Origin of the sequence: Streptomyces sp. NBC_01525 (assembly GCF_045040405.1) — a bacterium.
In the GTDB taxonomy this organism is placed as follows: domain Bacteria; phylum Actinomycetota; class Actinomycetes; order Streptomycetales; family Streptomycetaceae; genus Streptomyces; species Streptomyces benahoarensis.
This window is the reverse complement of sequence record NZ_CP109397.1, coordinates 1,130,476-1,156,446: the sequence shown is the minus strand read 5'-3', so window position 1 is coordinate 1,156,446 and position 25,971 is coordinate 1,130,476. Positions and strand designations below refer to the sequence as shown.

Annotated in this window: 23 protein-coding genes; 15 read left to right on the top strand and 8 right to left on the bottom strand. The window is 73.2% G+C overall.

Annotation, left to right across the window (positions count from 1 at the left end; translation table 11 throughout):
* Positions 1-33: 33 nt before the first annotated feature.
* Positions 34-663 (top strand): MerR family transcriptional regulator, encoded by a 630-nt coding sequence (locus tag OG422_RS05125; protein WP_143942244.1) that lies wholly within the window; start codon positions 34-36, stop codon positions 661-663.
* 257 nt (positions 664-920) lie between these two features.
* Here the strand turns inward: OG422_RS05125 and OG422_RS05120 are convergent, their stop codons facing one another.
* Positions 921-1,772 (bottom strand): siderophore-interacting protein, encoded by an 852-nt coding sequence (locus OG422_RS05120; protein ID WP_143942245.1) that lies wholly within the window; start codon positions 1,770-1,772, stop codon positions 921-923.
* Positions 1,773-1,821: 49 nt separating this feature from the next.
* Positions 1,822-2,736, bottom strand: a complete 915-nt coding sequence (locus OG422_RS05115; RefSeq protein WP_143942256.1) for a 5'-3' exonuclease — start codon at positions 2,734-2,736, stop codon at positions 1,822-1,824.
* 247 nt (positions 2,737-2,983) lie between these two features.
* Here OG422_RS05115 and OG422_RS05110 point away from each other — a divergent pair, with 247 nt between their 5' ends.
* Positions 2,984-4,201 carry a glycine betaine/L-proline ABC transporter ATP-binding protein gene (locus OG422_RS05110; RefSeq protein ID WP_143942246.1) on the top strand — a complete coding sequence of 406 codons (1,218 nt, stop codon included), beginning with the start codon at positions 2,984-2,986 and terminating at the stop codon, positions 4,199-4,201.
* Entirely contained in the window at positions 4,194-6,803 is a 2,610-nt protein-coding gene (locus OG422_RS05105; RefSeq protein ID WP_405740155.1) for an ABC transporter permease/substrate binding protein, read from the top strand. The genes OG422_RS05110 and OG422_RS05105 overlap by 8 nt, the downstream gene beginning before the upstream one ends.
* Before the next feature lie 114 nt (positions 6,804-6,917).
* Here the strand turns inward: OG422_RS05105 and OG422_RS05100 are convergent, their stop codons facing one another.
* The 3 genes from OG422_RS05100 to OG422_RS05090 form a co-directional block, all read right to left on the bottom strand.
* On the bottom strand, positions 6,918-7,613 hold the full coding sequence (locus OG422_RS05100; RefSeq protein WP_405740152.1) for a gamma-glutamyl-gamma-aminobutyrate hydrolase family protein: 696 nt from the start codon (positions 7,611-7,613) through the stop codon (positions 6,918-6,920).
* 47 nt (positions 7,614-7,660) lie between these two features.
* Entirely contained in the window at positions 7,661-9,130 is a 1,470-nt protein-coding gene (eat, locus tag OG422_RS05095; protein ID WP_143942249.1) for an ethanolamine permease, read from the bottom strand.
* A gap of 207 nt (positions 9,131-9,337) precedes the next feature.
* Complete coding sequence (locus tag OG422_RS05090; protein ID WP_405740148.1) at positions 9,338-10,069, bottom strand: FadR/GntR family transcriptional regulator; 732 nt, start codon at positions 10,067-10,069, stop codon at positions 9,338-9,340.
* Positions 10,070-10,163: 94 nt separating this feature from the next.
* Here OG422_RS05090 and OG422_RS05085 point away from each other — a divergent pair, with 94 nt between their 5' ends.
* The 4 genes from OG422_RS05085 (at position 10,164) to OG422_RS05070 (ending at position 15,101) form a co-directional block, all read left to right on the top strand.
* A complete protein-coding gene (locus tag OG422_RS05085; protein ID WP_405740145.1) occupies positions 10,164-11,531 on the top strand; it encodes a glutamine synthetase family protein in 1,368 nt (455 codons plus the stop codon).
* Positions 11,532-11,540: 9 nt separating this feature from the next.
* Complete coding sequence (locus OG422_RS05080) at positions 11,541-12,911, top strand: aldehyde dehydrogenase family protein (RefSeq protein ID WP_405740142.1); 1,371 nt, start codon at positions 11,541-11,543, stop codon at positions 12,909-12,911.
* Positions 12,908-13,708: a 3-oxoacyl-ACP reductase gene (locus OG422_RS05075; RefSeq protein WP_405740139.1), complete on the top strand. Its 801-nt coding sequence runs from the start codon at positions 12,908-12,910 to the stop codon at positions 13,706-13,708. The genes OG422_RS05080 and OG422_RS05075 overlap by 4 nt, the downstream gene beginning before the upstream one ends.
* Before the next feature lie 97 nt (positions 13,709-13,805).
* On the top strand, positions 13,806-15,101 hold the full coding sequence (locus tag OG422_RS05070) for a haloacid dehalogenase-like hydrolase (protein ID WP_143942254.1): 1,296 nt from the start codon (positions 13,806-13,808) through the stop codon (positions 15,099-15,101).
* Between the two features lie 99 nt (positions 15,102-15,200).
* Here OG422_RS05070 and OG422_RS05065 read toward each other — a convergent pair whose 3' ends face one another.
* A complete protein-coding gene (locus OG422_RS05065; RefSeq protein ID WP_405740136.1) occupies positions 15,201-16,418 on the bottom strand; it encodes an amino acid deaminase/aldolase in 1,218 nt (405 codons plus the stop codon).
* Between the two features lie 1,693 nt (positions 16,419-18,111).
* Here OG422_RS05065 and OG422_RS05060 point away from each other — a divergent pair.
* A complete protein-coding gene (locus OG422_RS05060; RefSeq protein ID WP_405740133.1) occupies positions 18,112-19,233 on the top strand; it encodes a hypothetical protein in 1,122 nt (373 codons plus the stop codon).
* Positions 19,230-20,417, top strand: a complete 1,188-nt coding sequence (mycP, locus tag OG422_RS05055; protein WP_143944713.1) for a type VII secretion-associated serine protease mycosin — start codon at positions 19,230-19,232, stop codon at positions 20,415-20,417. The genes OG422_RS05060 and mycP overlap by 4 nt, the downstream gene beginning before the upstream one ends.
* Positions 20,418-20,490: 73 nt before the next feature.
* On the opposite strand, the gene OG422_RS05050 is transcribed toward mycP, so the two are convergent.
* Complete coding sequence (locus OG422_RS05050; RefSeq protein WP_143944714.1) at positions 20,491-20,931, bottom strand: PPOX class F420-dependent oxidoreductase; 441 nt, start codon at positions 20,929-20,931, stop codon at positions 20,491-20,493.
* Positions 20,932-21,055: 124 nt separating this feature from the next.
* Between OG422_RS05050 and OG422_RS05045 the strand changes: the two genes are divergently transcribed.
* Complete coding sequence (locus tag OG422_RS05045; protein WP_405740128.1) at positions 21,056-21,790, top strand: SseB family protein; 735 nt, start codon at positions 21,056-21,058, stop codon at positions 21,788-21,790.
* Positions 21,791-21,904: 114 nt separating this feature from the next.
* Entirely contained in the window at positions 21,905-22,645 is a 741-nt protein-coding gene (locus OG422_RS05040; RefSeq protein ID WP_143942131.1) for an MIP family channel protein, read from the top strand.
* Positions 22,646-22,736: 91 nt separating this feature from the next.
* On the opposite strand, the gene OG422_RS05035 is transcribed toward OG422_RS05040, so the two are convergent.
* On the bottom strand, positions 22,737-23,117 hold the full coding sequence (locus OG422_RS05035) for a DUF1844 domain-containing protein (RefSeq protein WP_405740125.1): 381 nt from the start codon (positions 23,115-23,117) through the stop codon (positions 22,737-22,739).
* A 363-nt stretch (positions 23,118-23,480) separates the two neighbouring features.
* Here OG422_RS05035 and infC point away from each other — a divergent pair, with 363 nt between their 5' ends.
* From infC to OG422_RS05015, 4 genes are all read left to right on the top strand, one after another.
* Positions 23,481-24,182, top strand: a complete 702-nt coding sequence (infC, locus tag OG422_RS05030) for a translation initiation factor IF-3 (RefSeq protein WP_405740122.1) — start codon at positions 23,481-23,483, stop codon at positions 24,180-24,182.
* Between the two features lie 118 nt (positions 24,183-24,300).
* The gene (gene rpmI, locus OG422_RS05025; protein ID WP_030278317.1) at positions 24,301-24,495 is read left to right on the top strand and encodes a 50S ribosomal protein L35; all 195 of its coding nucleotides are present in this window, start codon (positions 24,301-24,303) and stop codon (positions 24,493-24,495) included.
* A gap of 101 nt (positions 24,496-24,596) precedes the next feature.
* Entirely contained in the window at positions 24,597-24,980 is a 384-nt protein-coding gene (gene rplT / locus OG422_RS05020; RefSeq protein WP_143942134.1) for a 50S ribosomal protein L20, read from the top strand.
* Between the two features lie 135 nt (positions 24,981-25,115).
* Positions 25,116-25,970, top strand: a complete 855-nt coding sequence (locus tag OG422_RS05015; RefSeq protein ID WP_143942135.1) for an RNA methyltransferase — start codon at positions 25,116-25,118, stop codon at positions 25,968-25,970.
* Position 25,971: the final 1 nt, after the last annotated feature.

Here is a 25,971-nt window from a genome sequence, read left to right as displayed (position 1 = left end):
CGGGCAGGGGTCCGGCCGGGAGAAGGGCAGCGGATGCGCATCGGGGAATTGAGCCGGGAGACCGGTGTGGCGGTGCCGACGATCAAGTACTACGTCCGCGAGGGGTTGCTCCCCGCCGGGCGGCTGACCAGCCCGAATCAGGCGGTCTACGAGGAATCGCATGCGCGCAGGCTGCGGCTGATCCGCGGCCTGATGGAGGTCGGCGGACTCTCGGTCGCCGCGGTCCGGGACGTGCTGGCGGCGGTCGATTCGCCGGAGCCGGTGCACAAGGTACTGGGCGCGGCGCAGCACGCCGTCACCCCGCCGGTCGGCGGCGACCCCGAGGGGCTGGAGGGGGCGCGGCACGCCGTCGCGGAGCTGGTGCGCCGCCGGGGGTGGCGGGTCGACCTCGGGAACCCGTCCGTGGAGGCGATGGCGGTGACGCTGGCCACCTTCCGCGACATCGGCCATGGCGCGTTCGAGGAGGTGCTGGACGACTACGCGGAGGCGTGTGAGCGGATCGCCCACGCCGACCTGGAATTCGTGGGACGGACCACGGAGGTCGAACGTCTCGTGGAGAGCGTGGTGGTCGGCACCGTGCTGGGCGATGCGGTGCTCGCGGCCATGCGTCGGCTCGCCCATGTGGACGCGTCGGCCCGCCGCTTCGGGGTGGGCCCGCGCTGACGGTGCGTCACCTGTCCAATGGCCGCCGTGTGGTGACGGGCGAGCTCATCGGGGGCGCCGGGCCTGCGTGTCTCGTCCGGTGGCGCCGCCCCGTACGGAAGCGCCCCCGCCGGTTGCGGCGCCCCGGCCGGTTGCGGCGCCCGGGTCGGGAGCGGCGCCGCCCCGCGGCCACCGGGCCCGCGTGAACGCGGCGGCGCCGTCCGGCGTGGGGTCCCCACGCCGGACGGCGCCGCGCACCGCTCTGTCGTTTCTGCCGCTCAGGCCGCCGCCGCGGGCTCCTGCTCCGCCTCGACCTGCTGGTTCCAGTCGCGCTTGGACGCCTGCCAGCCGTCCTCGTCGTGGCCGTTGCGCCAGTAACCCGAGATCGACAGGGCCTCGCGCGGGATGTCCCGCTCGACGCGGAGGACGCGGCGCAGCTCCTTGACGAAGCCCGCCTCACCGTGGACGAACGCCTGGATCCGCCCGGCGGGGAAGTCCAGTGCGCGGACGGCGGCGGCGAGGCGGCGGCCGACCGGTGCGTCGCCGCGGTGCAGCCAGGTGATCTCGGCGCCCGCCGGTGCCGTCAGCTCCTGCTCCTCCTCGGGCCCGGCCACCTCGATGAAGGCGTGCACCGGAACGCCCTCCGGCATCCGGGCCAGCGACGCCGCGATGGCCGGGAGCGCGCTCTCGTCCCCGGCGAGCAGATGCCAGTCCGCCGTGGCCTCGGGGGCGTACGCGCCGCCGGGGCCGAGGAAGAGGATCTCGTCGCCCGGCTTCGCCGCGGCCGCCCACGGGCCCGCGATGCCCTCGTCGCCGTGGACCACGAAGTCGACGGTCAGCTCGCGCGGCTCCGGGTCCCAGGCGCGCACCGTGTACGTACGCGTCCGCGGCCACCGGTCGCGCGGCAGCTCCGCGCGGATCTGCGCGATGTCGAACGGCTCGGGGTAGTCGACGCCGGGCAGCGGGAACACCAGCTTGATGTAGTGATCGCTGTAGGTGCCCGCGGTGAAGGCCGCGATGCCCTCGCCGCCGAGGACCACCCGCACCATGTGCGGGGTGAGCTGTTCGGTGCGCCGGACCTCGGCGCGGTGCAGCGTCTGTTTCTTACGGGCGGGTCGCTCTGCTGCCACGGCGGTCTCCCCTGACGCGATATTGGTTAGGTTTACCTAACTTATCAGCTCACCCCTGGAGTGTGTCGAGCAAGCGGTGCAGTGATCCGCCCAGGCCCCACCGCGTAGCGAGCGAATCCAGCCGTTCGGGGTCCGCGGGCTTGCGGGGGAGTGCGAAGCCGCTCTGCGGGACCGGTACGTCGGTGGCCACCCGCACCACCTTCGGGGCGACCGCCAGATACGGGCCGGCCTCGGTCAGGCGCCTGCGCTGGGTGGGGGTGAGCTTCGAGGCCGGATCGGCGGCCGCCGCGATGATCCCGTCCAGGTCACCGTAGGCGTCGAGCAGCTTGGCCGCGGTCTTCTCGCCGATGCCCGGCACGCCCGGCAGGCCGTCGCTCGGGTCGCCGCGCAGCAGCGCCAGATCTGCGTACCCGCGCCCGTCGACCCCGTACCTCTCGCGCAGCAGCGCCTCGTCGGTGAGCTGGAGGGTGCCGACGCCCTTGAGGGGGTAGAGGATGCGGACGCCGCGTGCGTCGTCGACCAGCTGGTAGAGGTCGCGGTCGCCGGTGATGACGTCGACCGGGCCGCTCGCGCGTGCGGTCAGCGTGCCGATGACGTCGTCCGCCTCGTACCCCGCCGCGCCGACCCGGGCGATGCCCAGCGCGTCCAGGACCTCCTCGATCACCGGGACCTGCGGGGAGAGCGTGTCCGGGATCTCCTCCTCGTCCGGGGCGGCGGAGCCCGCCGGGGCCTCGGCCGCGACCCGGTGCGCCTTGTAGGAGGGGATCAGGTCGACCCGCCACCGGGGGCGCCAGTCGGCGTCCATGCAGGCCACCAGGTCATCGGGGTGATGGTCCTGGACGAGCCGGGCGATGAAGTCCAGCAGGCCGCGCACCGCGTTCACCGGGGTGCCGTCCGGGGCCCGGACCGAGTCCGGGACGCCGAAGTACGCGCGGAAGTAGAGGGAGGCGGTGTCGAGGAGCATCAGGCGTCGAGTCACCCCCGCATGATGCCGTACGCCGGGAACGTCCCCGGAGTACGGCTCAAACGTCCCCAAGATGTGAAGTGGGCCACCGGACGGTTTGAGCCAGATAAAGGCGGGCAGGCGCGCAGCCGGAGAGGACCCGATAAGCGTTTCAACATTTTATCGGTGAAGACGGGCGGATCCCGTCCCTCTCACGACCTGTCTACGGGGGTGGCAGGTCGTTTCTCGTGCGACAAGAGAGGTGTATGTGTCCAGGCTTCAAGCCGAGCACCTGTACATGGTGTTCGGCAGACGACCGAAGGACGCGGTGCGCAGGCTCCAGGAGGGAGCCGACCGCGACGAACTGCGCGCCGAGGGCACCACCGCCGCGGTGATCGACGCGTCGATCGAGGTGGACGAGGGCCAGATCTTCGTCGTCATGGGTCTGTCCGGGTCCGGCAAGTCCACGCTGCTGCGGACTCTGAACGGGCTGCTGGAGCCGACCGCCGGAACCGTCCGGTTCGACGGCCAGGACCTGACCTCGCTCAGCGCCAAGGAACTGCGCAAGGTCCGCTCCGAGAAGATCTCCATGGTCTTCCAGCACTTCGCGCTCTTCCCGCACCGCAGCGTGCTGGAGAACGCCGCCTACGGCCTGGAGGTCCAGGGCCTCCCCCGCGCCGAGCGGGAGAAGCGCGCCTACCAGGCGCTGGAGCTGACCGGCCTCAAGGGCTGGGAGAAGTCCTGGCCCGACGAGCTGTCCGGCGGTATGCAGCAGCGCGTCGGCCTCGCCCGCGCGCTCGCCACCGACGCCGACCTGCTGCTGATGGACGAGTCGTTCAGCGCGCTGGACCCGCTGATCCGCCGCGATATGCAGGATCAGCTGCTGGAGCTCCAGAAGACGCTGAAGAAGACCATCGTCTTCATCACCCATGACCTCAACGAGGCGATGCGCCTCGGCGACAAGATCGCCGTCATGCGCGACGGCCGCATCGTGCAGATCGGCAGCGCCGAGGACATCCTCGTCCGCCCGGCCAACGACTACGTCGCCTCCTTCACCCAGGACGTCGACCGCACCCGGGTGCTGACCGCCGGCGCGATCATGACCGGTACCGACGAGGTGCTGGGCACCACCGCCCCGGACGGCAAGAAGATCGCCACCCTCGACGACTTCCTCGCCGCCGCGCCCGCCGTGGTCGGCGCGGACACCCCGATCGTCGACCTGTTCACGCCCTGCTCGGTCAGCACCGTGCCGGTCGCCGTGGCCGACAAGGCGGGCAAGGCCATCGGCGCCGTCCGCGCCGACCGGCTGCTCGCCGCCCTCGGTGAGGGCGACGACCAGCCCGCGGCCGTGGTGCCGGGCCCGGCCGCCGACGCGGCCCCGGCGGACAAGCTCGTCAAGTCCGCCGCCAAGGACGTGCAGAAGGACGCGGTCGCGGACGCGCCCGAGGACAACGACCCCGAGGGCAAGGTGAGCGCCGGTGCCTAGGATCCCGATAGGCAGCTGGGCCAGCGACGCCGTCGACTGGCTCACCAACAACGTCGCCTGGCTCTTCGACTTCGTCACCCAGGTACTGAACGGCTTCTACACCGGCATCCACGCGGTCCTCGCCGGACCCGAGCCGCTGATCCTCGCCGGTATCTTCGCGATCATCGCCTGGTGGCTGCGCGGTCTGCCCGCCGCCCTCCTCACCTTCGTCGGCTTCGCGCTGATCGACTCCATCGAGCAGTGGGACGAGACGATCTCGTCGCTCTCGCTGGTCCTGGTCGCCTGCATCATCACCATCGTGGTCGCCGTGCCGCTCGGCATCTGGGCTGCCCGCAGCCGCGCCGTCGGCGGGGTGCTGCGCCCGGTCCTCGACCTGATGCAGACGATGCCCGCGATGGTCTACCTGATCCCGGGCATCCTCTTCTTCGGCCTCGGCGTCGTCCCCGGCATCGTCTCCACCATCGTCTTCTCCATGCCGCCCGCCGTCCGCATGACGGAGCTGGGCATCCGGCAGGTCGACGAGGAGCTGGTCGAGGCGGCCGAGGCGTTCGGCACCCACCCGCGGCGCACCCTCTTCCGGGTGCAGCTGCCGCTGGCGCTGCCCACGATCATGGCCGGTATCAACCAGGTCATCATGCTGGCGCTGTCCATGGTCGTCATCGCCGGTACGGCCGGTGGCGGCGGTCTGGGCGGTTCGGTCTACAACTCGCTCAGCTCCGTCGATGTGAAGCTGGGCGCCGAGGCCGGTCTCTCCGTCGTCATCCTCGCCGTCTACCTCGACCGGATGACCGGCGCCCTCAACCAGCGGGTCTCGCCGCTCGGCCGCCGCGCCCTCGCCAAGGCGCAGGCCGCGCTCGGCGGCCTGAAGTTCCTGCGCTGGAAGCCGGCCACCTCGCTGGCGACCGTCGGCGTCGTCGTCCTCGCGCTGGTCGCGGGCGGTATGGGCTACTTCGGCAAGGACTCCGGCGGCGCCGCTGCCGGTAACGACGGTCACGGCCGTCCGATCTCCCTCGGCTACGTCAACTGGGACGAGGGCCGCGCCACCACCTTCCTGTGGAAGGAGATCCTGGAGCAGCGCGGCTTCAAGCCGAAGGTCCAGGCCCTCGACGCCGGTCCGCTCTTCGCCGGTCAGGCCCGTGGCGACATCGACGTCCAGTCCAACGCCTGGCTGCCGACGACGCACGAGACGTACTGGAAGCAGTACAAGGACAAGCTGGAGGACCTCGGCGCCTGGTACGACAAGACGTCGCTGGAGATCGCCGTCCCGTCGTACATGAAGGACATCAAGTCCCTTGACGACCTCAAGGGCAAGGGCGGCACGTTCGGCGGCAAGATCACCGGCATCGAGCCGGGCGCCGGCGAGATGAAGATCCTCAAGGACAAGGTCCTCAAGGACTACGGCCTGTCCGGCGAGTACAAGGTCCAGGACTCCTCGACCTCCTCGATGCTGGCCGAGCTGGACCGCTCGATCCGCGCGAAGAAGCCGATCGCCGTCCCGCTGTGGTCGCCGCACTGGGCGTACAACAAGTACGACCTGACCAAGCTGAAGGACCCCAAGGGCGCCTTCGGCTCCGGTGACAGCCTGCACATGCTGGGCCGCAAGGGCTTCTCCAAGGACGAGCCGCTGGTCGCCGGGTGGATGAAGAACTTCCACCTGGACGAGGGCCAGCTCACCAGCCTGGAGAACGAGATCCAGAACGCCGGTAACGGACACGAGCAGGACGGTGTCCGCGCCTGGCTGAAGAAGAACCCCGGTCTGGTCGACAAGATCGCCCCGTCCAGCCACGCCTCGTACGCCAAGGGCAAGGACGCCGGTAAGGCGCCCGAGATCGGCTACCCGGCCTGGGACGAGGGCATCGCCACCACGTACCTGTGGAAGAACGTCCTGGAGAAGCGCGGCTACAAGCCGAAGCTGCACAACCTCGACGTCGGCCCGATGTGGACCGGCCTGTCGACCGGTCAGATCGATGTGGAGACCGACGGCTGGCTGCCGGTCGCGCAGAAGCAGTACTGGGACAAGTACAAGAAGGATCTCGTCGACATCGGTCCCTGGTACGACAAGACGTCGCTGGAGATCTCGGTGCCGTCCTACGTCAAGGACGTCAAGACCCTCGACGACCTGCGCAAGCACAAGGACGAGTTCGGCGGCAAGATCATCGGGATCGAGCCGGGCACCGGTGCGATGAAGCGCCTCAAGGGCACCGTCGCCCCGGCGTACGGCCTCCAGGACTTCCAGGTCACCTCCGCCGGTACCAGCGCGATGCTCGCCGAGCTCCAGCGGGCGTACGCCAAGAAGGAGCCCATCGCGGTCGTCCTGTGGTCGCCGCACTGGGCGTACAGCAAGTACGACCTGACCAAGCTGAAGGACCCCAAGGGCACCTGGGGCGCCGAGAACCACATCACCTCGGTCGGCAACAAGAGCTTCCCGAAGGAATTCCCCGAGTTCCACGGCTGGCTCAAGAACTGGAAGATGACCCCCGACGAGCTGAACAGCCTGGAGAAGGACATTCAGGACGCCGGTAAGGGCAACGAGGACAAGGGCGTCCAGAAGTGGATCGACGCCCACCCGGGCATCGTCGACCAGATGGCTCCCGTGAACTGACGCACACGGCACACCCGTCGCACGACGCGGGCCCCGCCTCCGGCAGCATGCCGGGGCGGGGCCCGCGTCGCGTACCGGGCGGCTTGCGCCCCGGGCCGTACGAGGCCGTATTTCTCAGCCCGTCCCGCCGCCCGCCGCGGCCACCAGCGCCGCCACCACCCGCGGGTCGTCGCCCGCCTCCGGATGCCACTGCACGGCCAGCGTGAACGCGCGCGCGCCCGGGTCCTCCACCGCCTCCACCGTGCCGTCCGCCGCGTACGCCGAGACCCGCAGGCCCCGCCCGAGGCGGTCGACGGCCTGGTGGTGGTAGGTCGGGACGGAGATCTCCTCGGGGAGGACGGCCGCGAGGGCGGTGCCGCCGACCGGGGTGACGGTGTGCCGGGCGAAGGCGCCGGGCGGGCCGCCGTGCCCGTCGAGGTGCTGGAGGAGCGTGCCGCCGCGCGCGACGTTCAGCAGTTGCATCCCCCGGCAGATGCCGAGCAGCGGGACGCCCGCGGCCGACGCCGCCTCGATCAGGGCGAGTTCCCAGGCGTCCCGGGCGGGTGCGGGCGGCCCGGTCCGCGGGTCTTGCGCTGCGCCGTAGCGGGCCGGGGCCACGTCCGCGCCGCCCGCGATGACCAGCCCGTTCAGCCGGGCGACGGTGGCGGCGGCGGTCTCCGGCGCGTCCGGCGGGAGCAGCGCGGCGATCCCGCCCGCCTGTTGTACGTGCCGGTGGTACCCGGCGGGCAGCACGGCGGCGGGCAGCGTCCACACGCCCCACCGCGCCTCGTCCTCCAGATAGGTGCTGATGCCGATGAGCGGGCGGTGCATCGGGTCCTCCGTACGGGATCGGGGTCGGGTCGAGGTCGGCGACAGGTTCAGCCGCGGTCCAGTTCGGCCTCGGCGGCGGCCAGCGCCGCGAACTCCTCCTCGGGCGCCGCGGCCACCAGCCGGTGCCGGGAGTAGCACGCGAAGTACGCCAGCGCCACCGCGTACACGCCCAGCGCGATCAGCGCCGCGTCCTTGTCGACCAGGAACGTCGCCACCAGCGCCGCGCAGGCCAGCACGAAGGCGACCGACGAGGTGAGCATCCCGCCGGGCGTGCGGTACGGCCGGTGCAGCCCCGGCTCGCGGCGCCGCAGCACCAGATGGGAGAGCGCCATCAGGGCGTACGAGATGGTGGCGCCGAAGACCGCGACGTTCAGCATCCGGGCGCCGTCGCCGGTGGCCGCCGCGAGGGCGAAGCCGAGGGCGCCGGGCACCAGCAGGCCGAGGTAGGGGGCCTTGCGGCGGCTCGTCAGGGAGAGGAAGCGGGGCAGGTATCCGGCGCGGGAGAGGGCGAAGAGCTGCCGGGAACCGGCGAAGATCAGCGAGAAGAACGAGGCCACCAGACCGGCAAGACCCGCGTAGTTGACGATCCGGCTGACCACCGTCGGCTCGCCGTGCGGCTGGAGCGCCTGCACCAGCGGGTCGCCGACCGACTGGATCGCCGCGCTGCCGCGGGCGCCGGTCGCGGCGGTGAAGGTGACCAGCGCGAGCAGCAGCAGGACGCCCATCGCCGCGGCCATCGCCCGCGGCAGCACCCGCGCTGGATCCCGGGTCTCCTCCGCCGCCAGCGGTACGCCCTCCACGCCCAGGAAGAACCACATCCCGAACGGGAACGCCGCCCAGATGCCGAGCAGCCCGAACGGCAGCCAGGACGAGGCGCCGAACGCGTCCGCGCGCACCGGGATGTCGTCGAGCGCGTCCACCTGGAAACCACTGAGCGCGGCGACGGCGAAGACCAGCAGCGCGGCCACCGCGACGGCGGTGACCACCAGGCTGAAGCGCAGCGCCTCGCCCACGCCCCACAGATGGATGCCGATGAAAACGACGAAACAGGCGAGGTGGACGGGCCAGCCGGAGTGCAGGCCGAACAGGCCGAGCGATTCGACGTAGTCCCCGATGAAGATCGAGATGGCGGCGGGCGCGAGAACGTACTCGATGAGGATGGCGGTGCCGGTCAGGAAGCCGCCCCAGGTGCCCAGCGCGCGCCGCGCGAAGCCGTAGCCGCCGCCCGCGGTGGGCAGCACCGACGCCAGCTCCGCGAGGGCGAAGACCAGGCAGGTGTACATCAGGCCCATGAGGACGGCGGCGATCGCCAGCCCGCCGAAACCGCCGTGGGCCAGGCCGTTGTTCCAGCCGGAGAAGTCGCCGGAGACGACATAGGCGACGCCCAGCCCGGTCAGCAGCAGAGGGCCCGCGCTGCCGCGCCGCAGCGACCGCCGCTCCAGGTAGGCGTCCTCGGCGGAGGGTTCCCCGGGGCCGGTCCGGGGCGGTGCGCTCTGCGGTTCCGTACGGTCGGCCATCAGCCGCTCCTGCCTCGCCGGTGGTCCGGGGCGCCCGGGGTGGACGGCCCGAATAAAGGTTCAGCGGCATACCTTTGCCCGGTCGGCGGCCCGGCGCAAGACCCGTGCGGGAAAAGGGCGGTTACCGGATCGGGCGAGGGGCGCGCCCGGCGTGCGGCGCCACGGGCCGCGCCCGCCGCTTTGTGCCGCGCCCGCCGCCTGCCCGCCTCACCCCGCGGGCCGCGTCAAAAACCCCCGCAGCAACGCCGCCGTGCCGCCGCAGTGTTCGCGCGCCACCTCGCGGGCGCCGTCCGCATCGCCCTCCAGCACCGCCTCCACCAGCGCGTCGTGCTGGGCCTGGGAGTGCTCCAGGTTGCGGACCAGCAGCGGGATGCAGTCCAGCAGATCGTTCACCCGGGCGCGCACCGCCGCGTACTGCGCCGCGAGCGAGGGGGAGCCGGACAGCTCCGCGAGCGCGAGGTGGAGCAGGGTGTCGCAGCGGCGGTAGTCGGCCAGCGGCGCGTCCCGGGTCGCGGCCAGACAGCCGCGCAGCCGTGCCGCGTCGGCGGCCGACAGGCCGTGCGCCGCGCACAACCCCGCGGCGCCGGTCTCCAGCACCTCGCGGAAGCGCAGCGTGTCCTCCACATCGATCCGGTCGGTCCGGCGGCGCAACTCCGCCTCGCCCGGATGCGCGTCGCGCGCCCGGACGAACGTGCCGCCGTACCGGCCCCGCCGGCTCTCCACCAGGCCCTCGTCCTGGAGGACCTTCAGCACCTCGCGCAGCGTCACCCGGCTGATCCGCAGCCGGTCGGCCAACTCCCGCTCCGCGGGCAGCCGTTCGCCCTGTGCCACCAGGCCCAGCCGGACGATCTGGAGTATCTGCTCCAGCGCCTCCTCGAAGCCGTTGCCCGCCCGCACCGGCCGCAGCACGGGTGCCAGCCCATCCGCCGCACCGTCCATCCCGACCCCTTCCCAACCAATGGTTCGTATGCATACCTTATTCCGGCCGGAGGCCCTGGCGGCTCTCCGGACCGCAGCGACAGGAGGCAACACCGTGGCCCACCGCACGCCCCCGCTCTCCGTCGAGGAGCTGAGAAGGCTCGTCGCCGCCGGGGAGATCGACACCGTCGTCCTCGCCTTCACCGATATGCAGGGACGGCTCCAGGGCAAGCGGTTCGCCGCCCGCCACTTCCTCGACGCCGTCCTCGACCACGGCACCGAGGGCTGCAACTACCTCCTCGCCGTCGATGTCGACCTCAACACCGTCGACGGCTACGCCATGTCCTCCTGGGAGCGCGGCTACGGCGACTTCGCCATGCACGGTGACCCGGCCACCCTGCGCCGCACCCCCTGGAACCCGGGCACCGCCCTGATCACCGCCGACCTCGCCTGGCACGACGGCACGCCCGTCACCGCCTCGCCCCGGCAGATACTCCGCCGTCAGCTCGACCGCCTCGCCGCACGCGGACTGCACGCCTTCGCCGGTACCGAGCTGGAGTTCCAGCTCTTCAAGGACACCTACGAGGACGCCTGGTCACGCGGCTACCGCGAGATGACCCCCGCCAACCAGTACAACGGCGACTACTCCGTCCTCGGCACCGGCCGCGTCGAGCCCGTCCTGCGCCGCATCCGCAACGAGATGGACGCCGCCGGAATGACCGTCGAGTCCGCCAAGGGCGAGTGCAATCTCGGCCAGCACGAGATCGTCTTCGTCTACGACGATGCCCTCACCACCTGCGACCAGCACGCCGTCTACAAGACCGGCGCCAAGGAGATCGCCGCCCAGGAGGGCATGGCGCTCACCTTCATGGCCAAGTACGACGAGCGTGAGGGCAACTCCTGCCACATCCACCTCTCGCTCCGCGACGACGACGGCCGCCCCGTCCTCGCCGACCCCGACGGACCGCACGGCATGTCCGCGCTGATGGGCCACTTCCTCGCCGGACAGCTCGCCGCCCTGCGCGACTTCACCCTCCTGTACGCCCCCAACATCAACTCCTACAAGCGCTACCGCCCCGGCTCCTTCGCCCCCACCGCCGTCGCCTGGGGCCCCGACAACCGCACCTGCGCGCTGCGCGTCGTCGGCCACGGCGCCGCCCTCCGCCTGGAGAACCGGCTGCCCGGCGGCGACGTCAACCCCTACCTCGCCGTCGCCGGAATGATCGCCGCCGGACTCCACGGCATCGACCGGAAGCTGGAACTCCCCGACGCCTGCACCGGCAACGCCTACGACGGCGACGCCGCCCACGTCCCCGCCACCCTCCGCGAGGCCGCCGAGTGGTGGGACCGCAGCGCCCTCGCCCGCGAAGCCTTCGGCGACGACGTCGTCGACCACTACCGCCACATGGCCCGCGTCGAACAGGACGCCTACGACGCGGCCGTCACGGACTGGGAGCGCTTCCGCTCCTTCGAGCGCATGTAAGGACTGCCCGTGCCGCACGAGCTGGACATCATCAACCCGGCGACCGAGGAGACGGTGGCGACCGTCCCCGTCACCTCCCCCGAGGAGGTCGACGCGGCGGTCCGGCGGGCCGCGGCCGCCCAGGAGAAATGGGCCGCCCTCGCCCCCGTCGACCGCGCCCGTCTGCTGCGCCGCTTCGCCGACACCGTCGACGCCCACCTCGACTCCCTCGCCCACCTCGAACTCCTGGAGGCCGGCCACCCGTTGGCCAACGCCACCTGGGAGGCGGGCAACGTCCGCGATCTGCTGCACTACGCCGCCGGGGGAGCCGAGCGCCTGACTGGCAGTCAGATCCCGGTCGCCGGGGGCCTCGATGTCACCTTCCGGGAACCGCTCGGCGTCGTCGCCGTCATCGCGCCCTGGAACTTCCCGATGCCGATCGCCGCGTGGGGCGCCGCCCCCGCCCTCGCCGCCGGGAACGCCGTACTCCTCAAACCCGCCGAGACCACCCCGCTCACCGCCCTCCGCCTCGCCCGCCACGCCCTCGACGCCGGGCTGCCCGAAGGGCTCTTCCAGGTCCTGCCCGGCGAGGGCAAGGTCACCGGCGCCGCCCTCGTCGACCACCCCGGCGTCGCCAAGGTCGTCTTCACCGGCTCCACCGCCACCGGCCGCCACATCGCCGCCCGCTGCGCCGCGCAGACCAAACGCCTCACCCTCGAACTCGGCGGCAAGAGCCCCAACATCGTCTTCGCCGACGCCGACCTTGAGGCCGCCGCCGCGGCAGCCCCCGGCTCCTTCCTCGACAACACCGGCCAGGACTGCTGCGCCCGCAGCCGCATCCTCGTCCAACGCTCCGTCCACGACCGCTTCATGGAGCTGCTGGAGCCCGCCGTCAAGGCGTTCACCGCCGGCGACCCCGCCGACCCCGCCACCCGCATGGGCCCGCTGATCTCCGCCGCCCAGCGCGACCGCGTACGGTCCTACGTCCCCGAGGGCGCCCCCGTCGCCATCCGCGGCGAGGCCCCCGAGGGCAAGGGTTTCTGGTACCCGGCCACCGTCCTCACGGGGCGCCCCGACGACCGCGCCGCCGTCGAGGAGATCTTCGGCCCGGTCGCCGTCGTCCTCCCCTTCGACGACGAGGCCGACGCCATCCGCCTCGCTAACGCCACCGACTACGGCCTGTCCGGCTCCCTGTGGACCCGCGACATCGGCCGCGCCCTGCGCGTCTCGCGCGCCGTCGCCGCCGGGAACCTCTCCGTCAATTCCCATGCCAGCGTGCGCTACCAGACCCCGTTCGGCGGCTTCAAACAGTCCGGCATCGGCCGCGAACTGGGCCCCGAGGCGCTCACCGCCTTCACCGAGACCAAGAACGTCTTCATCAGCACCGAGGAGAGCTCGTGACCGACCAGACCCCCGTCTGCCGCCGCCTGGTGGACCGCACCGCCGTCGTCACCGGAGCGGGCAGCGGCATCGGCCTGGCCACCGCCCGCCGCCTGGCCTCCGAAGGCGCCCACGTCGTCTGCGCCGACATCGACGAGGTGGCCGGAAAGGCCGCCGCCGAGGAGACCGGCGGCCTCTTCGTCCAGGTCGACGTCACCGACTCCGACCAGGTCGAAGCGCTCTACCGCACCGCCTTCGACACCTACGGCTCCGTCGACATCGCCTTCAACAACGCCGGGATCTCCCCGCCCGAGGACGACTCCATCCTCACCACCGGGCTCGACGCCTGGAAGCGCGTTCAGGAGGTCAACCTCACCTCCGTCTACCTCTGCTGCAAGCACGTCCTGCCCTATATGCGGCGCCAGTTCGAGCGGACCGGGCGCGGCGGCTCCATCGTCAACACCGCCTCCTTCGTAGCCGTCCTCGGCGCCGCCACCTCGCAGATCAGCTATACCGCTTCCAAGGGCGGCGTCCTCGCGATGTCCCGCGAACTGGGCGTGCAGTTCGCCCGCGAGGGCATCCGCGTCAACGCCCTGTGCCCCGGGCCGGTCAACACCCCACTGCTGAAGGAGCTGTTCGCCAAGGACCCCGAGCGCGCCGCGCGCCGCCTGGTCCACGTCCCCGTCGGCCGCTTCGCCGAACCGGAGGAGATCGCCGCCGCGGTCGCCTTCCTCGCCAGCGACGATTCCTCCTTCGTCAACGCCGCCGAATTCCTGGTCGACGGCGGTATCGCCGGGGCCTATGTCACCCCGATGTGAGGCTGGGTAAAGTCGCACGTCACGGCCGGGACCGGCGCCACCAGGTGCCGGTCCCGGCACGTTTCCCATCCGCACCGGACACCGGAGTCGAGTCCCCATGCGCAGACCCGCCCTGGCCCTGGGCCTGGCCACCGCCGCCCTCCTCGCCGGAAGCGTCCCGGCGACCGCTGCGGCCCCCGCCCGCGCCGAGTCCCCGCACGCCACCCGCTGCCCGCAGCTCTCCCGCGACCTGCCCTGGTACGGCCACAACCGCGCCAAGCTCCAGCGCACCATCGACGAGCGTGGCACCTGCGAGAACCCGGGCCTCGCCCACGGCCACGGCCGCGCCCCCGTCGCCGCGTTCGACTGGGACAACACCATGACCAAGAACGACGTCACCGACGCGACGCTCAACTGGTCCCTGCTGCACGACAAGATCCTGCGCCCCGCCCACTGGCGCGACACCAGCACGTGGATGACGCCCGCCGCCGACCGCGCGCTGACCGCCGCCTGCGGCACGTCCGTCCCCGTCGGCGCCCCGCTGCCCACCTCCACCGACGCCGACTGCGCCGACGAGATCCTCCAGATCCGCGCCGAGGCGAAGACGATGAGCGGGCAGGAAGCTTTCTCCGGCACCTGGAACCACCGCCGCACCGTCCCCGAATACGCCTGGGTGCCGCAGCTGTTCGCCGGTCACACCGAGGACGAGGTCCGCTCGTACGCCGCCGCCGGCCGCAAGGCCGCCCTCGCCGCGCCCGTCGGCGCCACCGTGAAGGTCGGCACCCACACGCTCTCCGCGTACGTGCGCTACTACGACCAGCAGAAGGACCTGGTGCGTACGCTGCGCCGGGCCGGGTTCGACGTCTACATCGTCTCGGCGGGCTCCAAGCCGGTCACCGAGGTGTGGTCCCGCTCTCTCGGCTTCGACCGCGCCCACACCATCGCCATCCGCAGCATCCTCGACGACGAGGACAAGCTGACGTACCGGACGCAGGGCTGCGGTGACATGCCCGACTCCCAGGGCGACGCCATCCCCTACATCGACGGCAAGCGCTGCTGGATCAACCAGGAGATCTTCCACCTCAAGGGCGCCGAGGCGTGGCGCAAGCAGGACCCCGCGCACCGCATCGCCCTCGGCGGCGGCGACGCCGACACCGACTCGACCTTCGTCGACGACGCCACCGGCGCCCACCTGGTGATCAACCGCAACAAGACCGAGGTCATGTGCCGCGGCTACGACAACGCCGACGACCGCTGGGTGATCAACCCGATGTTCATCGACCCGCTGCCCCGCAAGTCCGGCACCTACCCCTGCGCCACCCAGGGGTACATCAACACCGACGGCGTCCCCGGGCCGCTGCGTCGCCCCGACACCAGCGTCGTCCCCGACCAGAGCGACCGTATCCACGGCTGAGTCACCGGGCCGGACCGCGCGGGGTTGAGGGCGTGGTCCGGCCTACGGCAGCCGGGCTCCGTGCGGGGTCCGGCCTCCCCGAGCCACCCCGCCCCGCCCCTACAGGAACGTCCGCCCCTCACCCCGATACGTCGGCACCGTGGCCACCACCCGGTCGCCGTCCACCAGCCGCAGCGCGTCGAACCGTTCGCACAGCTCACCGGCCTTGGCGTGGCGGAACCACACCTTGTCGCCGATCTCCAGCCGGTCGGCGGCCGCCCCCAGCAGCGGCGTCTGCACCTCGCCCGGGCCCTCCTGCGGGTCGTAGCGCAGCCCGGCCGGAAGGTACGGCTCCGGCAGCCGGTCGGTGCCCGCCACCCCCGACGCCGGATAGCCGCCGCCCAGCACCGTCACCACCCCGGGCCCGGGGCGCCGCACCACCGGCTGCGCGAACAGCGCTGCCGGACGCCCCCGGAACGCCCGGAAGTTGTCGAACAGCCGCGGCACGAACAGCCCCGAACCGGCCGCGATCTCGGTGATCGCCGCCTCCGCCGCCGTGTGCTGCACACTCCCGGTGCCACCGCCGTTGACGAACTCCAGCCGCGGCGCCACCGCCCGCACCGCCCGTACGGCCTCCCAGCGCCGCCCCGCCAACTCCTTGCGCGCCGCGGCCTGCACCATCCGCACCGTCCGCGAGAACACCGGCCGCCCCGCGACCTCGTCGCCCACACCCGCCACATGCCCCTCGTACGCCATCAGCCCGACCAGCCGGAAGCCGGGGCGGCGCACCACCTCTCCGGCCAGCGCGGCCAGTTGGGACGGGCGGCGCAGCGGCGACCGGCGGGCGCCGACCCGCAGCGCGCCGCCGCCGACGCGGTACGAGGTGTCCAGCTCCAGGCAGACGCGTATCTCCGCCCCGCGACCGGTGGGACGGCAGGCGTCGATCAGGTCCAGATGCGCCGGGTCGTCGACCATCACCGTCACCGCGGCGGCCGCCCGCGCGTCCTTCGTCAGCTCGGTGAGCGCGGCACGGTCCGCCGTCGGGTACGCCAGCAGCACGTCGCCGAAGCCCGAACGCGCCAGCCACAGCGACTCGTCGAGCGTGAAACTCATGATCCCCGCGAAGCCCTCCCGGGCCAGCACCCGCTCCAGCAGCGCCCGGCAGCGCACCGACTTGCTCGCGACCCGGACCGGCTTGCCCTGCGCACGGCGCACCAGATCGTCGGCGTTCGCGTCGAAGGCGGTCAGATCGACGACGGCCAGCGGCGCGTCCAGTCCGGCGGTCGCACGGTCGTAACGGGCTTTGTCGCCATACGCGACGGCGGGGTCCTGGGACATGGCGGCAGCCTGCCAGACACCGCTACCACTGGGTAGGGGCAGGGAACCCGCCGCACCGGCCGCGGGGGTTCGGGCCGGACCACCGGAGACCGTAGAGTGTCCGGATGCCGTAACCAGCGGGTCAGCGGCGTTTTACAGGGATAAGAACCACCTTGCCCCGATTGCGGTACGGGGACGGGTGTGTGGCGCGAGGGGGGCGCGGGTGAGCACCGAGGCGGACTGTGCCGGAAAGCCGAACCTCCCCCCGATACCCCCGCCCCCGTCCTACCCCCCGGCCAACCTGGAACGCGACACGGCGAGCCTGCCCGTGATCCGTCTCGACGACCCGCAGCCGCCGCGCGGTACGCAGGGGCGCGCCGGGACGTCCCGCACCCCGGATGGTGCGCCGTCGGTGCCGCCCCGTCCCCTGGCGGACCCGGTGGTGGCCACGGGGGACGAGCCGTCCACGAAGGGCCGGCCGCCGAAGCCGAAGGGGCGCGGCGGAAAGGGCTGGGGGGTGAAGGGGCGGCTGTTGAAGGGCCGTTCGTCGGGCCCGCGTCGCCGTGGGGGAGAGGCGTCTTCGGAGGGGCAGGGCCATGCGTCCGGCCCGCGCCGTCCCGGTGGGGATGCGGCGAAGGGCGGACCGGTGGGAGTGTCCCGGGTGGCTGCGGGCGCCTCGCCGGGCGCGGCCGCGGACCGCCCCACGCCCGTCCCGCCGCCCGCCGCCGCGCTGGACGGCCCCGCATCCGCCGTTCCGCCCCACCCGCTGCCGGAGAAGTCCGCCGGACGCGCCGTCTCCGTCCCGTCGCCCGGACCGTCCCGACCCGCCGCCGAACTGGACGGCCCCGTGCCGTCCGCGTCCTCGCGATCCCTTCCGGAGGTACCCGTGGTACGGGAGTCCATGGCGGGACGGCCCGCGGGCGGGGAGGGGGGCGACGGCGGTCCGCCGACGCCGCCCGGGCCCGGGGGTTCCGTGGCGCCGACGTTCCCTGCCTCCGGGCGTCCTACGGTGCCGACGCCGGGGCCGGGCGCGCCTGTGCCCGGTCCGGCTCCGGGGTCCGGCCCGGGCCCGGCCGTGCCGCCTGCTCCGTCCGGCTCGGGGGCGGCTCCCGGTGGGACGTCCGGCGCGGGCACGCCACCTGCTTCGGGCGCGGCTTCGCCCTCCGGGGTGTCTGCTGCGGGGTCCGGCTCGGGTACGCCACCCACTGCGGGCCCGGCCACGCCGTCCGGCCGGGAATCGGGCCCCGCCGCCCCGTCCACTCCGGCGAAGGCTCCCTCCGCGTCGCCCACCCCCGTTCCGTCGCTCGACCGGGCACCCTCGTCCGGCGGCTCGGCCGACGTACCCACGCCCCGAGTCCCCCCGCAACCGCAACCGCAACCGGCCGCACCGTCCACCGTCCCCGCGCCCCCCGGCGAGGACGCGGCGACAACCGTGCTGCGCCGGGTCCCCACCGAAGCCGCAGGGGCCCTGGACGGCGCCCCGGCAGCGGGCTCCACCCCGACGCCCGCCCCCGTGGCGACCTCCGCCTCGGCCTTCGCGCCCTCCCAGGAACCGGCCCCCGACCCGGAACAGGCCCCCACCCCGCCCCGGACGCCGTCCCCCGCCCCCGTACGGACATCGGCCTCGGCAACCCCCGCGCCGGACCCCGCGATCCCCGTCCGCGGGCCGGGCGGCGCCTTCCCGCCTCCGCCACGTCCGAAGAGCCCGCCCGCCGTGCCCCCGGCGGACACCGTCCCGCGCCCGGGGCGTGCGGGCTCCGCCGCGCGCCCCGCGACGACGCCCGCCGCCCCGGCGCGCCCGGCGACGACGCCCGCCCCATCCGCACCGGCCGCGCCCCTGCGCCCGACGGCCGCGCCCGCCGCTGCACCGGGCTTCCAGGACACCGCCGCCTTCCACCTGGCCCGTAGCCAGGGCCTCTGGGCGGACCACGACGGCGCCGCGCACCGGGCCCGCGCCGCCACCCCGGGCCCGCCCCAGGGGCGCCCCGGCGGGCCGTTCCGTCCCCGCACCCCGCTGCCGCCGCCAGGCGCCGGGCCGCTGCGTCCGGCCGGGCCGCTGTCCGCGCCGCGCCGCCCCGTCTCCCGGGCGTTCGCCGCCGCGGCCTGCCTCGTTCTCGGCACCGGGCTCCTCTGCGGGGCGGTGGCCGGGAGTTGGCTCACCGAGGGCGCCGACACCCGTACCGCCGCCCAGATCGCGTACGACAACGGCCGCGACGCCTGGCACAACGCCTCCGTCGACGCCCTCTTCCCGCCGGTCGTCGACGGGATCGGCGCCGGGCCGGGTGGCTCCGACCGCCGCTGGACCCGCGTCGCCGTCGCCCCGGACCGCTCCTGCCGGGACGCCGAGAACCCGTCCCTCGCCAAGGCCCTCGCTCCGGCCGGGTGCGTACGCCAGCTGCGCGCCACCTACCTCGACGCGACCCGCACCGACCTCGTCACCGTCGGCGTCCGGACCGTCAAGGCCGACCAGGACACCCTCAAGGCGCTGCGTCACCGCTTCGCCGCCAAGGGCCTGGCCGACGACGCGGACCTCATGCCCCGGACCTACGCACCCGAGGGCACCCCGGCCGCTCCCTTCGGCGCCGAGCAGCGCGCCACCTGGACCGTGCGGGTGCTCACCGACATCCCGGTCGTCGTCTCCGCCGTCGCCGGGTTCGCCGACGGCCGTACCGTCCCCACGCCGCAGCCCGCCGCGGACGCCGTCCGGCCCGGCACCACCACCGTGGCCGCCGAAGCCGGGCTCGGCCACGACGCCAAGGGCCTCGCCGACCGCATCGAGGCCACCTTCCGCGCCGCCGCCGGGAGCACCACCCGCACCACGGAGGCATCCCCGTGACCCGAGCCCCGCTGCGCGCCGCCGCCGCGCTGACCACGGCCCTGACCGCCGCCCTGGCACCGCTGCTGACCGCCGCCCCGGCCCGCGCCGACGGCATCCGCGCCCAGGAATGGGCCCTGGAGGCCATCCACGCCCAGGACGCCTGGCAGACCACCAAGGGCAAGGGCGTCACCGTCGCCGTCCTCGACACCGGCGTCGACGCCGACCACCCCGACCTGCGCGGCTCGGTCGCCGGCGCACGCGATCTCATCGGCTTCGGCGCCGGACCCGGAGACCCCCAGTGGGCCGTCCACGGCACCGGAATGGCCGGGATCATCGCAGGTCACGGCCATGGCCCCGAGAAGAGTGACGGGGTGCTCGGCATCGCCCCGGAATCCCGGATACTCCCGGTCCGGGTGATCCTGGAGGACGACGACCCGGCCCGTAAACGCGCCCGCGCCGAACGCGCCGGGGCCCTCGCCGACGGCATCCGCTACGCCGCCGACCACGGCGCCGACGTCATCAACCTCTCCCTGGGCGACGACAGCGTCTCCGCCCACCCCGAACCCCGTGAGGACGCCGCCGTCCAGTACGCGCTCGGCAAGGGCATACCCGTCGTCGCCTCCGCGGGCAACGGCGGCGAGGAGGGCAACCGCGCCTCGTACCCGGCCGCCTACCCGGGCGTCATCGCCGTCACCGCCGTCGACCGTTACGGCAACCGCGCCGACTTCTCCACCCGCCACTGGTACGCCACCGTCGCCGCCCCGGGCGACGAGGTCGCCACCGCCAACCCCGACCGCACCTATTACGAGGGGTGGGGCACCAGCCCGGCCGCCGCCTTCGTCTCCGGCTCCATCGCCCTCATCCGCGCCGCGCACCCCCGCCTGAGCCCCGCGCAGATCCGGCAGCTCCTCATGGACACCGCGCAGGACCGTCCCGACGGCGGGCGGAACGACGACCGCGGCGCCGGGACCGTCGACCCCGCCGCGGCCCTCAAGGCCGCCGCCGACCTCGAACCGACCGCCCAGAAACCGGTCCCCGCCGCCCACACCGCGCGCCACTTCGGCCCCGGCCGCACCCCCGAGAGCCACGGCGCCGCCCCCGCGGGCTGGTTCCCCTGGACCGCGGCGGCCGCCGGGACCGCCCTCCTCGCCGCCGCCGCGGCCCTCTGGCGCGACCGTCACCCCGCCCGCCTCTTCCGCTAGCCCCCGGACGGCGACGGGCCCGGACTGCCGGGACGACAGGCCCGGACCCGTACGGGGCACCCCGGATTTCTCCCTACGACACCGCCCCCGGCGCCCCCGCGGGCAGCGGCTCGACGCCGGTGACGCGGCGCGCCCGGTCCGGCTCGATCAGCACCATCACGCGCCGCTCACCGGGGAGCAGCCACTCGTACCCCGCGGCGCCGCGGTAGGCGCGCGCCAGCTCGTCCATGTTCCGGTCCGCCTCCGGGCCCTCGACGAAGCGGACGGCGCGGCCGCGGATCTGCACCCGGTCGTACGGGTCGGCCGCGTCCGCGTGGGACAGACAGACCCGGGGGTCGCGGCGCAGGTTGCGCTCCTTGACCCGGCCGACAGAGGTGTTGATCAGCAGCAGATCCCCGTCGAGCCCCACCCACATGGGGCTCACATGCGGCGATCCGTCGCCGTTGAGGGTGGCGACGTACCAGAAGTTGGGCGCCTCGATCCTGAGGCGGATGTCATTCGGCAGATCGATCATGGAACCGAGTCTGCCCCCACCACGGCGGCCACACCTCACTCCGGCAGCTCGTTGCGGGGTCCGTGGCGCCTACCGCGCCGCACCCGCCCCCGGCCGCGTACCCCCGTGCCGCTAGGCTCGCCCTGTGGCGCAGAAGAACATCCCGGACCCCGGTTTCTCCGACGACGACGGCTCCGCCGACCCGGCCCTCGCGGCCGCGCTGGCCGCCTACGACCGCGACCGGAGCGCCGAACCGCAGCTCCTCACGGCCCTCTCCGGCGCCCGCGTCCTGGTGCCCGTCGTCGCCGTCCTCGGCGAGAGCGAGACCGGGCCCGACGGCCTGCGCCGCGAGAAGACCAGCGATATGGCCGTCCCCACCCTCCAGGCCCCCGACGGCCGCCGCGCGCTGCCCGCCTTCACCTCGATGGACACCCTCAAGCGCTGGCGCGCCGACGCCCGCCCGGTCGCCGTCCCGCTCCGCCAGGCGCTGCTGGCCGCCTCCCACGAAAAGGCCGACACCGTCGTCGTCGACCTCGCCGGGCCCGTCACCTACCAGCTCACCGGCCCCGCGCTGCGCGCCCTCGCCGAGGGCCGCCAGGACGCCGACCCGCGCACCGACCCGGCCGTCCTCGACGCGCTGCGCACCCTCCTCGCCGCCGAACCCGCCGTCCGCTTCGCCCACCTGGCCCCCTCGGCCGAGACCGACGCGACCCTCGCCCTCGGCCTCGCCCCCGACGCCTCCGCCGCTGACGCCGCCCACCGACTGGCCCAGTCCCTCGCCGCGGATGAGGAGCTGCGCGCCCGGCTCGTCCGCGGCCTCGACCTGGCGTTGCTGCCGCCCGGCGCTGAGCCGTCCGAGGAGCCCTTCTACCGCCGCTGACCCCGGCGGCCGGTGCCTCCGCCCGGCCCCGGGCCGCGCCCGCCCGGCGGGCGCACCGCTCTCCCCGGCCGCAGAATGCGAGGACAGCTCGGGAGCCACGCGAGGAGAGCCCCTATGGAGACCACCGAGACCCGCACGATCCTGTCCGAATTCCTCGGCACGTTGCTCCTGGTGTTCTTCGGCGTCGGCGCCGTGGTGCTGGCCGGTGAGTACATCGGGACCTTCGGGATCGCGCTGAGCTTCGGCTTCGTCATGCTGGCCATGGCCTACTCGCTCGGCCCGATCTCCGGCAGCCACATCAACCCGGCGGTGACCCTGGGCATGCTGCTGGCCCGCCGCATCGACCTCCGTACGGCCGTGGAGTACTGGATCGCGCAGGTGCTGGGCGGCATCGTCGGCGCGGCGGTGCTCTTCCTGGTCGCGAAGCAGATCCCGGGCCTGCGGACGAGCGAGTCGTTCGGCTCCAACGGCTGGGGCGACCGGTCCGCGGTGCATCTCAACACCGGCGGCGCCTTCGTCGTGGAGATCGTGCTGACCTTCGCCTTCGTCTTCGTCGTGCTGTCCGTCACGCACAAGGTCGCGGTCGTCGGCTTCGCCGGGCTGCCCATCGGGCTGGCGCTGGCCATGGTCCACCTCGTCGGCGTCCCGCTCACCGGGACGTCGGTCAACCCCGCGCGCAGCATCGGCCCGGCGCTCTTCGCCGGTGGCGCCGCCATCACCCAGCTGTGGCTCTTCATCGTCGCCCCGCTGATCGGCGGCGCGCTCGCCGCGGTGGTGCACCGCTACACCCACCCGCCGTACGCCCCGGCCGCCGTCGCCGACGAGGTCGCTGCGGAGGAGCCGGAGAAGGGCTGACGACGTCCCGTACGTACGGAGCGGCGTTCCGTACGTACGGAGCCCCGGACCGCACGTCGCGGTCCGGGGCTCCGGTGCGGAGGCCGCCGGGTCAGCCGTAGACCGGTCCGGTGAACTTCTCGCCCGGCCCCTGGCCCGGCTCGTCCGGGACGACCGACGCCTCGCGGAAGGCCAGCTGGAGCGACTTCAGCCCGTCCCGCAGGGGCGCCGCGTGGTACGAGCCGATCTCGGTGGCGCTCGCCGTCACCAGGCCCGCCAGCGCGTGGATCAGCTTCCGTGCCTCGTCGAGGTCCTTGTGCGCGTCGCCCTCCTCGGCGAGCCCGAGGTTGACCGCGGCGGAACTCATCAGGTGCACGGCGACGGTGGTGATCACCTCGACCGCCGGGACGTCCGCGATGTCGCGGGTCATCGCGTCGAAGTCCGTTTCCGACGCGTGCGGGGCGTCGGGCTGCTGCGGGGTCTGGTCACTCATGTCGGGGCGCTTCGCTTCCTGCCGGGAGGGGATCGCGTCCAGCCTAAGACCCGTCCCCGCGGTGCCCTTCCCCGGCCAAGGCTCCCGCGCCCGCGGACGGTCCACGCCGTATCCCATGGGTATGGCCGCCTTCCGCACGGATGTCCGCATCCGCCTGGGGCCCACCTCTTGACTCGTGTATTCTGGTGTTCCGACCGGCCGGACACCCAGGTGACCGGCCCACAAGTGGAGGCTCCGATCTCCCACCCGGCCGACCTCACGGTTGGCGGGTCAACGGTCCGGCTGCGCCCCGCGGAGACCTTCGCGGCGGTGCTCCTGAACCTTTCACGGAGCCCCGCCTGTGTCCCGTCCGGGGCGTTTTTGATGTACCGGCGCGGTTGGTCACACCGAAAAAGACGTTACGCGGCAGTCCGCCAGGCCGTCGCGTGGTGCTACCGAGGAGGATCCATCAGCGCCGAGCCCCGCATCAACGACCGGATTCGCGTCCCCGAGGTGCGACTCGTCGGTCCCAGCGGCGAGCAGGTCGGCATCGTGCCGCTTGCCAAGGCCCTGGAGCTTGCGCAGGAGTACGACCTCGACCTGGTCGAGGTGGCCGCGAACGCACGTCCGCCGGTCTGCAAGCTCATGGACTACGGAAAGTTCAAGTACGAGTCGGCCATGAAGGCCCGTGAGGCGCGCAAGAACCAGGCGCACACGGTCATCAAGGAGATGAAGCTCCGGCCGAAGATCGACCCGCACGACTACGACACCAAAAAGGGTCACGTCGTTCGGTTCCTCAAGCAGGGTGACAAGGTCAAGATCACGATCATGTTCCGTGGTCGCGAGCAGTCCCGCCCCGAGCTGGGCTTCCGGCTGCTGCAGCGGCTCGCGTCCGACGTGGAGGACCTCGGCTTCATCGAGTCGAATCCGAAGCAGGACGGCCGGAACATGATCATGGTCCTCGGTCCGCACAAGAAGAAGACCGAGGCGATGGCCGAGGCCCGCGAGGCGCAGGCCGCCCGCAAGGCGGAGCGCCAGGGTGGAACTCCCGTGGAGGAGTCCCACGAGGAGCCCGCCGAGGCGTGATCGGGCGCGCCCCGGACATCGCGCCGGGGCACCCCGCCCCGGACACAACCGATACATTCTGACGCTCCCGCACGGTCTGGGCCGGTAGGGAGCGCCACTGACGAGGAGAGAACGGCGCATGCCGAAGAACAAGACGCACAGCGGGACCAGCAAGCGCTTCAAGGTCACCGGCTCCGGCAAGGTGCTGCGCGAGCGCGCCGGCAAGCGCCACCTGCTCGAGCACAAGTCGTCCCGCGTGACGCGTCGCCTCACCGGCAACGCCGAGATGGCCCCGGGCGACGCCAAGAAGATCAAGAAGCTTCTCGGCAAGTGAGTCGCCGCGCCCCTCATCGCAGGAGGCGCGCGACCAGGTCCGGGACTAATCGAATCGGGCCGTGTGACGACCACCACGGCCCCGCTACAAGGAGTTAAGAAGTGGCACGCGTCAAGCGGGCGGTCAACGCCCACAAGAAGCGCCGGGCGATCCTGGAGCAGGCCAGCGGTTACCGCGGCCAGCGCTCGCGTCTGTACCGCAAGGCCAAGGAGCAGGTGACCCACTCCTTCGTCTACAACTACAACGACCGCAAGAAGCGCAAGGGCGACTTCCGTCAGCTGTGGATCCAGCGCATCAACGCCGCTGCCCGCGCCAACGGCATGACCTACAACCGCTTCATCCAGGGTCTGAAGGCCGCCAGCATCGAGGTCGACCGCAAGATCCTCGCGGACCTGGCCGTCAACGACGCGAACGCGTTCGCCGCGCTCGTCGAGGTCGCCCAGAAGGCGCTCCCGAGCGACGTCAACGCCCCGAAGGCCGCCTGAACACCGGCCTGACGACGTGACGAGCGGACCCGCAGGCACCGGCCTGCGGGTCCGCCGCCTTTTCACCGGACGCACCCGGTGGCCCCGTCCGCCCGCCTCCGCACCGCACCGAACCACAGAAGCGAGCCGCCGCCCATGGGCACCCCCGAGCTGATCTCCCCGCGGTCCCCGCGTGTCTCCGCCGCCCGGCGGCTGGCGCGCCGCGCCTTCCGGGCCAGGGAACGCCGGTTCATCGCCGAGGGCCCGCAGGCCGTACGCGAGGCCATCGCGCACCGCACCGGCGGCGAGCCCACCCTCGTCGAACTGTTCGCGACCGTCGACGCGGCCGAGCGGCATGCCGAGATCATCGCCGCCGCGCACACCGCGGGCGTCCGCGTCCACCACGCCGACGACCGCACCGTCGCCGACATCTCCCAGACGGTCACCCCGCAGGGCCTGGTCGGCGTCTGCCGCTTCCTCGACACGCCGTTCGAGACGGTCCTCGCCGCCCGGCCGCAGCTGATCGCCGTCCTCGCGCACGTCCGCGACCCCGGCAACGCCGGTACGGTGCTGCGCTGCGCCGACGCCGCCGGAGCCGACGCGGTGGTCCTCACCGACGCCTCCGTCGACCTCTACAACCCCAAGTCCGTCCGCGCGTCGGTGGGCTCGCTCTTCCATCTGCCGGTCGCCGTCGGCGTCCCCGTCGAGCAGGTGATGGCCGGGCTGCGCGGCGTCGGGGCGCGACTGCTGGCCGCCGACGGCGCCGGGGACCGCGACCTCGACGCCGAACTGGACGCCGGTTCGATGGGCGGCCCCACCGCCTGGGTCTTCGGCAACGAGGCGTGGGGCCTGCCGGAGGAGACCCGCGCCCTGGCCGACGCCGTCGTACGGGTGCCCATCCACGGCAAGGCCGAGAGCCTCAACCTCGCCACCGCCGCCGCCGTCTGCCTCTACGCCTCGGCCCGCGCCCAGCGCACCGCGGGCGGCTGCCGCGCCCTCCCCTCCGCCTGAC

What these genes read in the sequence shown, in the direction of transcription:
- OG422_RS05125 (WP_143942244.1), top strand. Translation starts at nt 34, where the DNA reads ATGCGCATCGGGGAATTGAGCCGGGAGACCGGTGTGGCGGTGCCGACG.
- OG422_RS05115 (WP_143942256.1), bottom strand. Translation starts at nt 2,736, where the DNA reads ATGCTCCTCGACACCGCCTCCCTCTACTTCCGCGCGTACTTCGGCGTC.
- OG422_RS05100 (WP_405740152.1), bottom strand. Translation starts at nt 7,613, where the DNA reads ATGCACCGCCCGCTCATCGGCATCAGCACCTATCTGGAGGACGAGGCG.
- eat (WP_143942249.1), bottom strand. Translation starts at nt 9,130, where the DNA reads ATGGCCGACCGTACGGAACCGCAGAGCGCACCGCCCCGGACCGGCCCC.
- OG422_RS05090 (WP_405740148.1), bottom strand. Translation starts at nt 10,069, where the DNA reads ATGGACGGTGCGGCGGATGGGCTGGCACCCGTGCTGCGGCCGGTGCGG.
- OG422_RS05070 (WP_143942254.1), top strand. Translation starts at nt 13,806, where the DNA reads ATGCGCAGACCCGCCCTGGCCCTGGGCCTGGCCACCGCCGCCCTCCTC.
- OG422_RS05065 (WP_405740136.1), bottom strand. Translation starts at nt 16,418, where the DNA reads ATGTCCCAGGACCCCGCCGTCGCGTATGGCGACAAAGCCCGTTACGAC.
- OG422_RS05050 (WP_143944714.1), bottom strand. Translation starts at nt 20,931, where the DNA reads ATGATCGATCTGCCGAATGACATCCGCCTCAGGATCGAGGCGCCCAAC.
- OG422_RS05040 (WP_143942131.1), top strand. Translation starts at nt 21,905, where the DNA reads ATGGAGACCACCGAGACCCGCACGATCCTGTCCGAATTCCTCGGCACG.
- OG422_RS05035 (WP_405740125.1), bottom strand. Translation starts at nt 23,117, where the DNA reads ATGAGTGACCAGACCCCGCAGCAGCCCGACGCCCCGCACGCGTCGGAA.
- infC (WP_405740122.1), top strand. Translation starts at nt 23,481, where the DNA reads ATGTACCGGCGCGGTTGGTCACACCGAAAAAGACGTTACGCGGCAGTC.
- rpmI (WP_030278317.1), top strand. Translation starts at nt 24,301, where the DNA reads ATGCCGAAGAACAAGACGCACAGCGGGACCAGCAAGCGCTTCAAGGTC.
- OG422_RS05015 (WP_143942135.1), top strand. Translation starts at nt 25,116, where the DNA reads ATGGGCACCCCCGAGCTGATCTCCCCGCGGTCCCCGCGTGTCTCCGCC.